This window comes from Caulobacter sp. UNC358MFTsu5.1 (assembly GCF_000712075.1).
In the GTDB taxonomy this organism is placed as follows: domain Bacteria; phylum Pseudomonadota; class Alphaproteobacteria; order Caulobacterales; family Caulobacteraceae; genus Caulobacter.
On sequence record NZ_JONW01000013.1, the window covers coordinates 99,905 to 114,166 of the forward strand.

The window sequence follows — 14,262 nt, forward strand, 5'->3', positions numbered from 1 at the left end:
GGCGCGACGCTCGAAATTCGAGCGCCGGGAGGCCTAAAACTGCCTTGGTTCGGGGCTTAGTCGGCGGTCGAACGACGCTCCGCGAACGTCGCTTGCCATAATGATAGCTTTAGCTACTGTAACCCTCATAAAAACAGTGACGGGGGTATGGAATGCGGAAGCTTCAGGTGCTCGCGGGCGTTGCCGGTGTGGCGATGATGGCGGCGGCGGGTCAGGTCCACGCCCAGGAGGCGGTCGCGCTCGACGAGATCGTCGTCACCGCCCAGAAACGATCGGAAAACCTCCAGGACGTGCCGGTGTCGGTGACCGCCCTCACCGCCGACCAGCTCAAGGATCAGCGCGTCGGCGACGTGCTGGCGCTGTCGGGCCTTTCGCCGGGCCTGCAGATCAAGACCGACGACAACGCCGCCAATCCCCGCATCTTCATCCGCGGTATCGGCGTCAACGACTTCAATCCCGCCACCGCCAGCGCCGTGGGGGTCTATGTCGACGGCGTCTATGTCGCCTCTCCCCTCGCCCAGATGGCCGGCTTCTACGACCTGCAGCAGGTCGAGGTGCTGCGCGGGCCCCAGGGCACGCTCTACGGCCGCAACACCACCGGCGGCGCGATCAACGTCACCACCAAGAAGCCGAGCAGCACGCCGGAGGGCGATCTGGCGGTCGATTACGGCCGGTTCAATTCGCTCAACGTCCAGGGCGGCTTCGGCGGGCCGATCGCCGACACCCTGGCCTTCCGGATCGCCGGCCTCTACGACAAGAGCGACGGCTACACGCTCAATCGGCTGACCGGCAACAAGGGCAACAACGCCGACCGCAAGGCCGTGCGCGGCGCGCTGCAGTGGAAACCCGACGACAAGCTGACGGTCGACGTCTCGGCCAGCTACAGCAAGTCCAGCGGCGGCTCGATCCTGACCTACAACCGCTCGCTGGTGGCCCAGACGGCCGAGGCGGCCAGCACGGCCGATCCCGACCCGACCTACGGCTACATCTTCTGCAAGCCGGCCTACTACACGTCGGGCCAGTGCACGAACGCCGCCGGCTACGCCAACACCAGCGACAACAAGTACGAGGGCGACTACCGCTTCGAGGGCAAGGACATCGTCAAGCTGTTCGGCGCGACCAGCGCGATCAGCTACGACTTCGGCGGCGTGACCCTGTTCTCGATCACCGGCTACCAGCAGGCCAAGCGCGACGACTACGAAGAGACCGACGCCAACCCGATCTCGATCTTCGACGCCCGCTACATCGCCAAGCAGGACACCACCAGCCAGGAGTTCCGCCTGCAGTCGAACGGCGCGACCGGCCTGCGCTGGGTCGCCGGCCTCTACGCCGCGCGCGACAACCTCGACAACGACAGCCACTACAACGTCCTGGAGGTCCTGCGCGTCCCCGATCCGGTCAACAACCCGACCGGCATGGACCCGGCCAACAGCGTCGGCGTGTTCGGCTGGCCCCTGCACCAGAAGACCACCAGCTACGCCGCCTTCGGCCAGGTGGACTACGACCTGACGCCGAAACTGACCCTGACGGGCGGCCTGCGCTGGTCGCAGGACAAGAAGACCTTCCACTATGTCAGCGACGTCGACTACGGCCTGCTGACCCTGTTCGAATACGACAACCAGAAGACCTTCAGCTCGATCTCGGGCCGCCTGGGCCTGCGCTACGCGATCAACGACGACGCCAACGTCTACGCGACCTACAACCGCGGGACCAAGAGCGGCGGGTTCTTCAGCGGCCAGACGACGGATCCCCGCGACCTGGGGCCCTACAAGGACGAGACGGTCGACGCCTACGAGATCGGGGCCAAGAGCGAGTTCCTCGACCGCCGCCTGCGGGTCAACGTCTCGGCCTTCTATTACGACTACAAGGACCTGCAGGTTTACACCCAGGTCCAGCGCGACGGCCTGCCCGTGCAACTGTTCACCAACGCCTCCAAGGCGCGGGTCTATGGCGGCGAGGCCGAGATCGAGGCCCGGCCGATCACGGGCCTGAGCCTGACCTTGGGCGCGTCGTTGCTGAGCGCCGAGTACAAGGACTTCCTCTCGTTCGAGGACCCGTCCCTGCCCCCGGCCGACTATTCGGGCAACACCCTGCCCTCGGCGCCGAAGGTCAGCCTGAACGGCGCGGCGCGCTACCAGCATCCGCTGGGCGCCGGCGACCTGATCACCCAGCTGGACTTCACCTATCGCAGCAAGGTCTATTACGACACGGCCAACACCGAGCGGCTCAGCGACAAGGCCCGGGCCTTCGTCAACGGCCAGGTCGGCTGGGCCTTCGCCGACGGGCGCTACGAACTGGGCGTGTGGGGTAAGAACCTGGCCGACACCACCAACATCTCGGACATCACCCAGATCGCGGCCTTCGGCTTCGACGTGTTCAGCATGGGTCCGCCGCGCACCTACGGCGTCTATTTCCGGGCGCGGTATTGAGCGCGGTCGAGGTCCAGGCCGGCGAAGCGTCGCCGGCCTGGACGGGCGCCTGGATCGGCCAGCCGCCCAGCCTGACCCAGCGCCTGTCGGTGTTCTGGATCGGCCTGGTGGGGGTGCTGTTCCCGGGCGTCGGTCCCCTGCTGCTGGGCGGGCTGGAGGCGGCCGGGCGGCTGACCGCCAACCAGCTGGGCCTGGCCGGCATGGCCGAGCTGGTGGCCATGGGGATCGGGGCGGCGGTGATCGGTCCGATGTTCGGGCGGAGTCGACTGCGGCTGGCGGCCGTGACCTGCGGCCTGCTGCTGGCGGCGCTGGACCTGGCCACGACCCGCGTCTCGGGCGATCTGCTGATCCTGGTCCGCGCCGTCGCGGGCCTGCCGGCCGGCGCGATGATCTGGCTGATCACCGGCATGATCGTCCGCTCGCCGGGCCCCGAGCGCTGGGCGGGGCTGTACCTGACGATCCAGACCCTGCTGCAGTTGGGCGTGGTGGCCGCGATCGGGGCCCTCGTGATGGGGTCCTTCGGCCCAGACGGCGGTTTCGTGGTGCTGGCCGCCCTCACCGTCTCCGCCGCCGTCGCCGGCCTGGCGATCCCCGGCCTCTATGCGCCCCTGGTCGAGAGCGAGGACAATCCCAAGGGATTGCCCAGCGCGCGGGGTTGGATCGCCCTGGCGGCGGTCTTCTGCTTCCAGGCCTTCATCCTGGCGGTGTGGATCTATGCCGAGCCCCTGTCGCGCCAGGCCGGGCATCCGCCCAGCGTCGCCAGCGCGGCCTTCGCGATGTCGCTGGCGGCCCAGGTCGCGGGCGGCGCGACGGCCACGGCCCTGGCCGGTCGGCTGTCGTGGTTCTGGTCGCTGACGGCCTCGGTGGTGCTGGCCGCCGTCGCCCTGCTGGTGATGGCCGCCCTGCCCTCGGCGCCGGTGTTCCTGGCGGCCGCCACGGTGTTCGGCTTCGTCTGGCTGTTCGCCTCGCCCTATCTGACGCCGCTGGCCATCGAGGCCGACCCCAGCCGCCGGGCGGCGCTGCTCGGCCCCGGGGCCAGCCTGCTGGGGTGCGGCGCGGGGCCGTTGCTGGCCTCGTTCATCGTCAGCGGGGCCGACGTGCGGCCGGCGGTCTGGCTGGGCGTGGGGCTGGCCCTGGTCACCCTGGTGATCGTCGCCTTCCTGCACCTGACGCGATCACGCTAGAGGAGCGCGCTAAGGGTTCGTGCGGATTGGCGTTTTGCCTCGAAGCGTTCTAGTCCAGGGGAACTGGAACGGAGAAACCGCCATGCCGAAGGCGACGGCCAAGAAGACCGCCGGCCCCGACATCGCGCTGGACGCCAAGCTGCAGCCCACCCAGGCGCGCGGGCAGGACACCTACGAGGTGGTCCTGGCCACGGCCGGCGAGATGTTGGGCGAGATCGGCTTCGAGCAACTGACCACCAACGCCATCTGCAAGCGGGCCGGGCTGACGCCCCCTGCCCTCTACCGCTACTTCCCGAACAAGTACGCGATCCTCAAGGAGCTGGGCGACCGGCTGATGAAGGCCCAGGACGACAAGGTCTTCGAATGGATCGAGGCCGGCGGCCTGGAGGGCGACACGGCGGCCGAACGCATCGAGAAGAACGTCGCGATGCTGACCGAGATGATCGAGATGACCCGCCGGTTCCCCGGCGGCGCGGCGATCGGCCGGGCCCTGCGTGCCGTGCCCATGCTGCAGCAACTGCGCTTCGCCTCGCGCGACATGGTGGCCGGCCAGTTCGCCGAGATCCTCAAGAGCCGCTATCCGGGCGCGCCGGAGGCTCGGGTGCGGCTGGCGATGCGGATGATGGTCGAGCTGACCTATTCGGCCACCGAGATGGCCGTGGAGGAGCCGGACCAGGACGCCCTGGCGCTCAGCCGCGAGGTCTGCCTGCTGTTCGAGCGCTACTTCGACACCTTCGGCGACCCGTCCCTGGTGCCCTGGAGCGATGGCTTGCAAGAACGATAGTTTTTACTATCATCACTGCATCGCGGCCATTCCTATCGCGAACGGGGAGATGCGGATGACGGGGTGGAACAACTGGTCGGGCAGCGTGGCCGCCTCCCCTCGCCTGATCGCCAGGCCGCGCACGGCCGCCGAATTGGCCGCGCTGGTCGGCCAGGCGGGCAAGGTCCGCGTGGTGGGCGCCGGCCATTCGTTCATGCCGCTGTGCGAGACCGGCGACCTGCTGCTGAACCTGTCGGACTACGAGGGCGCGGTCGAGATCGCGGCGGACCGCAAGACCGTCTGGGCGCCGGCGGGCTGGAGCCTGAAGAAGCTGACCGCGGCCCTGTGGGCCGAGGGGCTGTCGCTGATCAATCAGGGCGACATCAATCCGCAGTCCCTGGCGGGCGCCGTCTCGACCGGCACCCACGGCACGGGCGCGGAGTTGGGCAGCCTGTCGACCCAGGCCTGCGGCTTCCGGCTGATGACTGCCGACGGCCGGATCGTCGAGTGCGGGCCCGACCTGAACCCCGAGCTCTACCAGGCCCAGCGCCTGTCCCTGGGCCTGCTGGGCGTCGCCGTCGAGATCAGGATCAACGTCATCCCCGCCTACCACCTGGAGGAGCGGGTCGAGCGCCGGCCGCTGGCCGAGGTGGCCGAGCGGCTGGACGAACTGGCCGCCGCCACGCGCCACATGGAGTTCTTCGTCTTCCCGTATTCGGACGAGGTGATCTTCAAGACCCTGCACCCCGTGGAGGCGCGCGAGCCCGGGCGCCCGGCCCGGGAGGTCGGCGAGGACAGCGAAGCCACCTTCAAGACCATCTGCGACATCTGCGCGGCCGCCCCGTTCCTGACGCCGTCGCTGCAGCGCCTGATGATGCGGATGATGGGCAAGCCCAGTCGTCGCGCCGGCCCGGCCTACGAGATCTTCCCGTCCGAGCGGAACATCCGCTTCGAGGAGATGGAGTACGAGCTGCCGCGCGCCGCCGGCCTGCCGACCCTGAAGGCGGCCATGGCCCACATCCGCAAGCGCCGGTTGCCCGTCACCTTCCCGTTCGAGTTCCGGCTGGCGGCGGGCGACGACATCTGGATGAGCCCGTTCAACGCCGGCCCCGGCGCCTCGATCTCGTTCCACCAGTACGCCAGGATGCCCTGGCGGCCGCTGTTCACGGAGATGGAGGCGGTGTTGCGCGACGGCGCGGGCCGCCCGCACTGGGCCAAGCGCCACACCCTGACGACGGTCGACGTCCACCGGCTGTACCCGCGCGCCGGCGACTTCGTGAGCGCCTGCAAGACCTGGGACCCGACCGGCAAGTTCGCCAATACTCACCTGACCCAACTCTTCGGCCTTTGATCGGGGCCTCGAGCGGAGACCGCCATGACCGACCAAGACCTGCACGCCGGCCTGATCGGCGCCCCGGGCTCGCGCCGTGAGCTCAACACCCCGGTGCTGGTGATCGACAAGCCGGCCCTGGAGCGCAACATCGTGCGCATGGCCGAATTCGCGGCGGGCAAGGGCGTCAAGCTGCGGCCCCACGCCAAGACCCACAAGAGCGTCGACATCGCCAGGCTGCAGATCGCCGCCGGCGCCGTGGGCCTGTGCTGCGCCAAGATCGGCGAGGCCGAGGCCTTGGCCGAGGGCGGGGTGTCGACCGGCCTGCTGATCACCTCGCCGGTGGTCTCGGCGCCGGCCATCGCCCGCCTGATCGCGCTGAACGGCCGGACAACGGACCTGATGGCGGTGGTCGACAACGCCGCCAACGTCGCCGCCCTGGGCCAGGCCGCCGCCGCGGCGGGCAAGCCGCTGAAGGTGGTGATCGACCTCGACCCCGGCATCCACCGCACCGGCGTCGCCTCGCCCGAGGCCGCCGTCGCCCTGTTCCAGGCGATCCGGGCCGAGCCGGGCCTGATCTATGCGGGCCTGCAGTGCTATTGCGGCATGCAGCAGCACATCGAGAGCTTCACCGACCGCAAGGCCAATCTCGAGGATCGCGGCGCCTATATCCGTTCGGCGATCGAGGCCCTGACCGCCGCCGGTGGCCCGCCGCCGATCGTGTCGGGCTCGGGCACCGGCTCGCACCGGATCGACGCGGAACTGGGGATCTTCACCGAGTTCCAGGTCGGCTCGTACGTGTTCATGGACGGCCAGTACCTGGTCTGCGACATCGCCGGCGAAGGCGCGGACGAAAGCCCCTACGAGCCGTCGCTGCTGATCGACGCGCGGGTGGTCAGCGCCAACACCCCGGGCATGGTCACGATCGACGCCGGCTTCAAGGCCCTGTCGACCGACGCCGAGCCGCCCAAGGTGGTCGCCGGCGCGCCGGAGGGTTCGCGCTATTTCTTCATGGGCGACGAGCACGGGGCGATCCTGCCGCCGCCGGGCGAGACCCCTCCGGGCCTGGCCGAGCGGGTGATCCTGGGCGCGCCGCACTGCGACCCGACCGTGAACCTCTACGACACCTACCACGTGGTCGAGGGCGACACTCTGGTGGCGTTGTGGCCCGTCTCGGCGCGGGGCCGCTCGCGCTAGCCCCCTCCCCGATCACCCCCGCGAAATGAGGATTTTGGAGGAGCCCGCCTAGGGCAATCCCTCGATATCCAGGGTCGGGGCCTCGCGCCCATCCTGCCGGTCTTCAACGGACCCGGCCGGGAGGCCAAGACCCATGAGCGTGTTTCGAAAGTTGCTGGCCGGCGCGGTGGCGGCGCCGCTGGCCATCGGGCTGGGCGTGGCCGCCCAGGCTCAGACCAAGCCGGCGCCCGCGGCCGCCAAGCCCGATCCCGACGCCCTGGCCGCCCTGAACAAGATGGGCGAGGCCCTGCGCGCCTTGAACGCCTTCACCCTCACGGCCGACGTGACCACCGAACAGGTGCTGGATAGCGGCCAGAAGCTGCAGTACGGCGGCGATCTGAAGATCGAGGCCCTGCGGCCCAGCGGCTTCAAGATCCACATGGATTTCGACCATAAGGAACGGGAGATCTACTACGACGGCAAGTCAGTCACGCTGTTCGCGCCCAAGGTCGGCTACTACGCCTCGGTGCCCGCGCCGCCGACCATCGCCGCCACGGTGGCCACGATCAGCGACAAGTACGGCGTCGAAATCCCGCTGGCCGATCTGTTCCAGCTGGGCGTCGATCCGGCCCTGACCGCCCGCATCCAGTCGGGCTTCGACGTCGGTCCCGAGAAGGTGGGCGGCGTGGCCTGCGAACACTACGCCTTCCGCCAGGCGGCGGCCGACTGGCAGGTGTGGATCCGCAGCGATGGTCCCGCCCTCCCCTGCAAGATGGTGATCACCACCACCCAGGACCAAGCCCAGCCGCAGTACACTGCCGTCATGACCTGGGACGACAAGGCGCCGGCCCAGGCGGCCTACACCTTCAACCCGCCCGCCAACGCCCATCGCATCACCGTCGCCGACCTGTCGGCGGCCGGCGCGACGAAATGAGGGTCGAGACCATGAACAAGATCCAGCAACAGGCCATGGCGCTGACGGCGACGGTCGCCGTTCTGGGCCTGGCCGCGCCCGCCCCGGTGTTCGCCGCCGACATCCTGGCCGGCCAGAGCCTGCTCCCGAAATCCGCGTCGACCGCCGATTGCCAGCGGCGCGGCGGCGGCGGGGGGCATGCGGGCGCGCGTCCGGCGGCCGCCTCCCGGCCGGCCGGCGGTGGCGGCGGCGGTGGGCGGAACGTCCGCGCCAACGCCAGCTCGAACGTCAATCACAACGTCAACGCCAATCGCAACGTCAACCGGAACACCAACATCAACCGGAACGTCAACGTGAACGTCGACAACCACTACGGCTACCGCGACGGCTGGGACTATCATCCGATCGCCACCGGCGTGGCCATCGGCGCGACGGCCGCCGTGACCGCCGCCGTCGTCGGCTCGGTCGTCTACAGCGTCCCGCCCAGCTGCTCGACCGTGGTGGTCAACGGGATCAGCTATTCGCAATGCGGCAGCACCTGGTACGCGCCGCGCTATTCCGGCACCAACGTCGAATACGTGGTGGTCAACGCACCGGGCTGACGGAGCCGTCAGGTCGGCCGGTACATCTGGAACCTGCCCGCCGGATCGATCCCGAAGTAGTCGGCGGGGCCGCCGGCCCGCAGGATCGGCTCGGCGGCCACGGTGTCGTAGACGCCGTCGATCAGCAGCGCCTGGTCGATATGGACCATCACCACCTCGCCCAGGGTCAGCCAGGCGTCGATCGGCGCGCCCTCGGCGTCGGTCAGGCGGATCATCTGGGTCAGCCGGCATTCGAACGCCACGGGGCTTTCGGCGACGCGCGGCGCGGCGACCCGCACGGACGGCGCCGCCGTCAGGCCGGCCAGCTCGAATTCGTCGACCTCGTGGGCGACCATCGCCGAGGTGGCGTTCACCGCCTGGGCCAGCGGCCGCGTCGCCAGGTTCCACACGAACTGCCCGGTCTCCTCGATGTTGCGCACCGAGTCCTTCCAGCCCGTGCTGGAGAACCCGATGATCGGCGGCCGGTAGTTGAAGGCGTTGAAGAAGCTGTACGGCGCCAGGTTGCGGACCCCGGCGGCGCTGACCGTCGAGATCCAGCCGATCGGGCGCGGCGCGACGATGGCGTTCAGCGGATCGTGCTTCAGCCCGTGGCCGGTCTTGGGGTCGTAGGAATGGATCGCGGTCATGGACGCCTCGTCTTGCCGACGCCCCTCTTAGGAGGACGCGCCGCGAGCCGCCAGTCGTCACCGCTCGGCGATGGCTGATCGCTCAGGCCCGGTTCTGATCGATCCGAGCGCTGGAAAGAGTCGACAGCTCGGCCATGATCAGCTGGGCCGCCAGCCAGGCGGGTTCGGCGTCGTGGGTCACCTCCCCGTGTTCCAGCATGGCCGCCAGCTTGGCCCTCGCCCGGCAGACCCGGCTCTTCATCGTCCCTTCGGGCACGTCGCACATCTCGGCCGCCTGCCGATGCGAGAAGCCGCCCGCCCCGACCAGGATCGTGGCTTCACGCTGCTCGTCGCTCAGGGCGTTGAGGGCGTTGCGGAGGTCGTTGAGCATCAGGGACTGGACCTGGTCGGTCCCGGCCGCCGGGATCTGGGCGCTCATCGTCGTGTCCAGGGGCGTTTCCCGCCAGACGCGCCGACGCTGCGAGTAGAAGTGGTTCCGCGCGATCTTCAGGATCCAGCCCTTGAAGTTGGTGCCGGGCGTGAACTGGGCCCGATGCTGCCAGGCCTTCAGCAGCGCGTCCTGGGCCAGGTCGTCGCCTCTGGCCATGTCGCCGCACAGGCCGCGGGCGAATGAGCGCAGGACGGGGATGCTCTCCACGACCTGCCGCTTGAAGTCGTCCTCGTCGAGCGGCGGCGGGCGGTCGGCGGGCGCCGCGAAGCTGCGGGGTTCGGCGGCGACCTCGGCCTTCGACCCGCGCCAGCGGGCGGAGGTCTCGAGCAGTTTCTCGGTCGGGCTGCGGTCCGTCATATGGAACTCCGGAAATCAGATGGCGGGGATCAGCTTCAGGGGGCCGAGCTTCGGGAAGAAGATCGCGGGGATGAGGCCAAGGTCGATGTCCGCGGCTCACCCCGCCGGCGGCGCGCCGGGCGGCAGGGTCTTGACCATGTCGGCGACGATGGCGTTCAGGCCGTCCTGGGTGGCGTCCTTCTCGTCGACCCGCTTCTGCGAGATGGCGCGCCAGGCCAGCTTGCCGCTGGCGGTGTCGACCAGGTCCAGCATCACGGCGCCTTCGGTGTAGTTGATGGCGCGGACGTCGACGTCCATCGGCGCGCCGTACATGCCCCAGCCGTAGCCGCCGATGCAGCCGCGAACACCGCAGGCCATGCCGGGGCCGCCGCCCATGCTGGTGGCCGAGTAGTCGGTCCCGCTCTTGAGGCCCACATGGTAGGACACCAGCAGCTTGGCCTGGGCCGCGTCGACCTGACGGTAGCCCTTGGCGGCCAGGTTGGTGTCGATCGCGGTGCGGATGCGTTCGCGCATGATGTCGTTGTCGACGCGCGGGTCGCCGCTTTCGGTCTGGGCGGGGGCCCAGGCGTAGGTCGAGCCGGAAAGCGGCGTCGTGCCGGTGAGGACCGAGACCTTTCCGCCCGGGCTTTCGCAAGCGGCCAGGGGCAGGCACGCGGCGACCGCCGCGGCGAGGAAGGCTCGGGCCAAGAACCTGGAGGACATCATACGGACTCCTGCTCGACTGCGGCGTCCCGTCTTATGTTTCGCGCGGCGCCGTCTGAACTCTCAGCCCGGCGCGGAGCGGCCTCAATCAGGTGAAACCCTGGCTGTAAGGGGTAATCCCTTGAGTTGAGCGGGGCGTGGCCCGGCGGCAACAAGAAGGCCGGCGGATTTCTCCGCCGGCCCTTGGAAAATCAGGGATGCGAGGCCGGTCAGCCGCCGCCCTGCGCCTCGGCCAACTTGGCGACCGCGTCCCCGATGGTGAAGGTGTTGGGCTTCTGCACCGGCGGGAAATCCTTGAAGGTCGCCGCGAACTGATCCGCGACCGCCCAGGCGCCGTAGATGATGTAGGCGTGGTAGAGGAACCACTCGTAGTAGCTGTTCGAGGTGATGTCCGCGAACTCGTACGGATCGGTCCGCAGGTTGAACAGCTTGGGCAGCCGCAGCGGCGTGAACGGCTCGGCCCAGATGCCCATCGTGCCCTTCAGGCGCTGCTCCATGAACACGGCCTTCCAGTTGTCGTATCGGATGGCCAGGATGTCGCCGTCGTCGCTGATGTAGACGAACAGGTTGCGGGGGCTCTTGTCGACCTCGCCGGTGAGGTAGGGCAGCAGGTTCACCCCGTCGATGTGGTTCTTGTACTGGCGGCCGCAGGCGGTGACGCCCTTCTTGACCTTCTCGACGATGTCCGGCTCGCCGGCGGCGGCCAGGAAGGTCGGCAGCCAGTCGTGGTGCTGGACGATCTCGTTGGACACCACGCCGGCCTTGATCTTGCCGGGCCAACGGATCAGTTCGGGAATGCGGAAGCCGCCTTCCCAGTTGGTGTCCTTTTCACTGCGGAAGGGCGTCATGCCGCCGTCCGGCCAGCTGTTGCGGTGGGGCCCGTTGTCGGTCGAGTAGACCACGATGGTGTCCTCGGCCAGGCCCAGCTCGTCGAGCAGGTCCAGCATCTGGCCGACGTTCTTGTCGTGGTCGATCATGGTGTCGTGATAGGGCGACTGCCAGCGGCCGGCCTGGCCCAGGCTGGACTTCTTCGTGTGCGTGAACATGTGCATGTGCGTCGTGTTCAGCCAGACGAAGAACGGCTTGTCGTCGGCCTGCTGCTTCTTGATGAAGGCGGTGGCCTTCTCGACGAACTCGTCGTCGCAGGTCTCCATCCGTTCCTTCGTCAGCGGGCCGGTTTCCTCGATCTTCTGCTTGCCGACCTTGCCCCAGCGCTCGTGCGTGGTGGGGTCGTCGACGTCGGTGGCCCACGAGTGGATGACGCCGCGCGGGCCGTTCTTCTTCTTGAAGTTCGGGAAGTCCTTGTCCGGATAGTAGTCGTACATCTCCGGCTCTTCCTCGGCGTTGAGGTGGTAGAGATTGCCGAAGAACTCGTCGAACCCGTGGTTGGTGGGCAGCATGTGGTTCAGGTCGCCCAGGTGGTTCTTGCCGAACTGGCCGGTGGCGTAGCCCTGCTCCTTCAGCAGCGCGGCGATGGTCACCAGCTTGTCGTTCATGCCGATCGGTGACGCCGGGGCGCCGACCTTCGACAGGCCCGTCCGAAGGACGCTCTGCCCCGTGATGAACGACGACCGACCGGCGGTGCAGGACTGCTCGCCGTAGCTGTCGGTGAACATCATGCCTTCCTTGGCGATGCGGTCGATGTTCGGGGTCTGATAACCCATCAGGCCGTGCGAGTAGCAGCTCAGGTTGCTGATGCCGATATCGTCGCCCCAGATGACGAGGATATTGGGTTTTCCTTTGGGCATGACGGTCATCCTGCGGTCGCGCCCCAGGACACGGGGCGGCCGAACCTCATCACGCCGCCCGGACGAGGAGTATCGACGGGACCCCCGGCGCGCGCGCGGGGTTCACCCTAGTCGCGCGGCCGCATTTCCTGGAGCCGTCAGGGCTTGGCCGCGAACACCGTCTTCCAGTCGCTCTTCATGCTGACGACCGTCCAGCCGCGGGCGGAGGCCTCGTCCAAGGCCTTGTCCAGCCTGCCGATCTTCGACTGCCGGTCGTAGGCGTATTCGCGCACCGCGTCGTCGTGATGGACCAGGATCTGCAGGTTGGGACGCGTGCTGGAGGCCGAGTACTGCAGCATCTGCAGGTCGCCGTCGGAATTGCCGACCGCCACCAGCGGCTGGCGGCCGATGTGCAGGTCGATGTTGGCGGGCTTGCCGGGACCGTCGTCCAGGCTGCCCAGCGCGGGCTGCGCCACGAGGACCCCCTTCCCGTCCCGCAGTTCGAACTTGGTGGTGGGGGTCGTGCCGATGACCTGTTCGGGCGGGATGCCGTACGACGTCTCCGCGAAGGTCCGCATGAAGCGGACCTCGCCGCCCGAGACGATATAGGTCTTGAAGCCCGCGCCGCGCAGATAGGCCAGCAGCTCCAGCTGCGGCTGGTAGGTCAGCGCCGTGTAGGGCGTCTTGAACCGGGGATGGCGGGCCTGGTCGAGCCAGGCCTTGGCCACGGCCTGGTATTCTTCCGTCGTCAGGCCGGCCTGGGCGGCGAGCACCGCCTCGAACAGGTCCTTCTCGCTCAGCTTGACGATTGCCGCCTGATCGCGATCGGCGATCGCCGCGATGGCCGGGTTCTGCCGCAGCGACGGATTCTTGGCGGCCAGGTCGCTGATCCGCTCCAGGGCGAAGGCGAACTGGAAATAGATCGGCTGCTCGGCCCACAGCGTGCCGTCGTTGTCGAAGACGGCGATCCGCTCGGCGGGCGGCACGAAGTCGGGGCCCTGGCGGGTGACCCGCGCGACATAGCCGGTGATCGCGGTCTTGGCGGGGCCGGGGTTCCACGAGGGCAGTGGATCGGCGGGCGCCGCCGCCGCGCCTTGGGTCGCGACCAGCGCCCATGAGGCGGCGAGCCCGGCGAGGACGGTTCTGCGTGTGGAAAGAGACATGTCACCTCCTGGACAGGTTGGTCGTGACTAGAAGAACTTCAGCTCGAGGATGGGCAGCTTGGCGACCAGGAGTCCGCTCGCCAGACAGACCAGGAACGCCAGGGCCACCAGCACGCCCTTGATCGTGATCGACTTGAACGTCTGGCCGATGCCGCCGAAGAACAGCGCCACGGCCAGCAGCACGGTGGCGCGCACGAAGCGGTCGCCGATGTCGTTGGCCCTCTGCCCTTGGGCGAACTGCTCGTCGGCGTGCTTCTGCAGCCGCTGGGCCTGGTCCAGCCGGGCCGAGCGGTATTCGGGCATGACGAACGGAGACGCCGGCGCCGCCGGATCGGTCAGCGGCTCGGTCCTGGTCCAGGCTTCGAACGCGGTGGCGAACTCGGGCCGGAAGCGCTGCCGGTAGAAGGCCTGGAGGGCGGGCTCGTCCTGGGCGGCGGCGTTGAGCCAGCCCTGGAACATCAGAAGGTCCGCCGTTTGCAGCTGCCCGCCGGCGGAGACCGCGGCGGTGGCTTCGGCGCGCGCGGCCCCGGCCTGGGCGTAGTGCGACGCCTGCTCGCCGTCCCACAGGGCCGCCTGGAAGCCGACCCACGAGGTCATGGCGGCGGCCAGCGAGATCACCAGGGCGGCCGAGACCTCGACGAACCAGGCGCGATCGAACCGTTCGCTCATGACCGCGCCCTCGCCTCTTCGGCCCCGGCGGCCCGAACCAGGGTTTCCACCATGCCGACCGCGATGCAGAGCGCCGAACAGAGCTCGGCGGCCGGCGCGACGGAGCCGGCGCAATCCCGCAGCAGCAGCTCCATGCACGACCTCGGGGTGACGGGCTTCCAGGGGCGTAAGCAAAGGGCCTTTGCCGCGCG

The 14,262-nt window shown here is 68.8% G+C and carries 14 protein-coding genes; 7 read left to right on the forward strand and 7 right to left on the reverse strand.

Going from position 1 to position 14,262, the window contains the following annotated elements; all coding sequences use genetic code 11:
- The first annotated feature begins 152 nt into the window (after positions 1–152).
- From BR39_RS0124570 to BR39_RS0124605, 7 genes are all read left to right on the forward strand, one after another.
- Positions 153–2,429, forward strand: coding sequence for a TonB-dependent receptor (locus tag BR39_RS0124570; protein ID WP_029917185.1), 2,277 nt, complete (start codon positions 153–155; stop codon positions 2,427–2,429).
- On the forward strand, positions 2,426–3,613 hold the full coding sequence (locus BR39_RS0124575; RefSeq protein ID WP_029917187.1) for an MFS transporter: 1,188 nt from the start codon (positions 2,426–2,428) through the stop codon (positions 3,611–3,613). Before BR39_RS0124570 ends, BR39_RS0124575 begins: the two co-directional genes overlap by 4 nt.
- 82 nt (positions 3,614–3,695) lie before the next feature.
- The gene (locus BR39_RS0124580; RefSeq protein WP_035019073.1) at positions 3,696–4,397 is read left to right on the forward strand and encodes a TetR/AcrR family transcriptional regulator; all 702 of its coding nucleotides are present in this window, start codon (positions 3,696–3,698) and stop codon (positions 4,395–4,397) included.
- 55 nt (positions 4,398–4,452) lie between these two features.
- Positions 4,453–5,727 carry a D-arabinono-1,4-lactone oxidase gene (locus BR39_RS0124585; RefSeq protein WP_029917190.1) on the forward strand — a complete coding sequence of 425 codons (1,275 nt, stop codon included), beginning with the start codon at positions 4,453–4,455 and terminating at the stop codon, positions 5,725–5,727.
- A 24-nt stretch (positions 5,728–5,751) separates the two neighbouring features.
- The gene (locus BR39_RS0124590) at positions 5,752–6,903 is read left to right on the forward strand and encodes a DSD1 family PLP-dependent enzyme (protein WP_029917192.1); all 1,152 of its coding nucleotides are present in this window, start codon (positions 5,752–5,754) and stop codon (positions 6,901–6,903) included.
- Between the two features lie 133 nt (positions 6,904–7,036).
- Positions 7,037–7,816: a DUF2092 domain-containing protein gene (locus tag BR39_RS0124600; RefSeq protein ID WP_029917195.1), complete on the forward strand. Its 780-nt coding sequence runs from the start codon at positions 7,037–7,039 to the stop codon at positions 7,814–7,816.
- A gap of 11 nt (positions 7,817–7,827) precedes the next feature.
- Positions 7,828–8,397: a hypothetical protein gene (locus BR39_RS0124605; protein ID WP_029917196.1), complete on the forward strand. Its 570-nt coding sequence runs from the start codon at positions 7,828–7,830 to the stop codon at positions 8,395–8,397.
- 8 nt (positions 8,398–8,405) lie between these two features.
- Here the strand turns inward: BR39_RS0124605 and BR39_RS0124610 are convergent, their stop codons facing one another.
- From BR39_RS0124610 to BR39_RS26660, 7 genes are all read right to left on the reverse strand, one after another.
- A complete protein-coding gene (locus tag BR39_RS0124610) occupies positions 8,406–9,023 on the reverse strand; it encodes a flavin reductase family protein (protein ID WP_029917198.1) in 618 nt (205 codons plus the stop codon).
- An 82-nt stretch (positions 9,024–9,105) separates the two neighbouring features.
- The gene (locus BR39_RS0124615; protein WP_081916972.1) at positions 9,106–9,810 is read right to left on the reverse strand and encodes a sigma-70 family RNA polymerase sigma factor; all 705 of its coding nucleotides are present in this window, start codon (positions 9,808–9,810) and stop codon (positions 9,106–9,108) included.
- 96 nt (positions 9,811–9,906) lie between these two features.
- Positions 9,907–10,512: a DUF4136 domain-containing protein gene (locus BR39_RS0124620; RefSeq protein ID WP_197026759.1), complete on the reverse strand. Its 606-nt coding sequence runs from the start codon at positions 10,510–10,512 to the stop codon at positions 9,907–9,909.
- A gap of 209 nt (positions 10,513–10,721) precedes the next feature.
- Complete coding sequence (locus BR39_RS0124625; protein WP_051696104.1) at positions 10,722–12,260, reverse strand: arylsulfatase; 1,539 nt, start codon at positions 12,258–12,260, stop codon at positions 10,722–10,724.
- A gap of 137 nt (positions 12,261–12,397) precedes the next feature.
- Positions 12,398–13,402, reverse strand: coding sequence for an HAD family phosphatase (locus BR39_RS0124630; RefSeq protein ID WP_029917206.1), 1,005 nt, complete (start codon positions 13,400–13,402; stop codon positions 12,398–12,400).
- Between the two features lie 27 nt (positions 13,403–13,429).
- A complete protein-coding gene (locus tag BR39_RS0124635; protein ID WP_029917207.1) occupies positions 13,430–14,071 on the reverse strand; it encodes a hypothetical protein in 642 nt (213 codons plus the stop codon).
- Positions 14,068–14,205 carry a hypothetical protein gene (locus BR39_RS26660; RefSeq protein WP_156035884.1) on the reverse strand — a complete coding sequence of 46 codons (138 nt, stop codon included), beginning with the start codon at positions 14,203–14,205 and terminating at the stop codon, positions 14,068–14,070. The genes BR39_RS0124635 and BR39_RS26660 overlap by 4 nt, the downstream gene beginning before the upstream one ends.
- Positions 14,206–14,262: the final 57 nt, after the last annotated feature.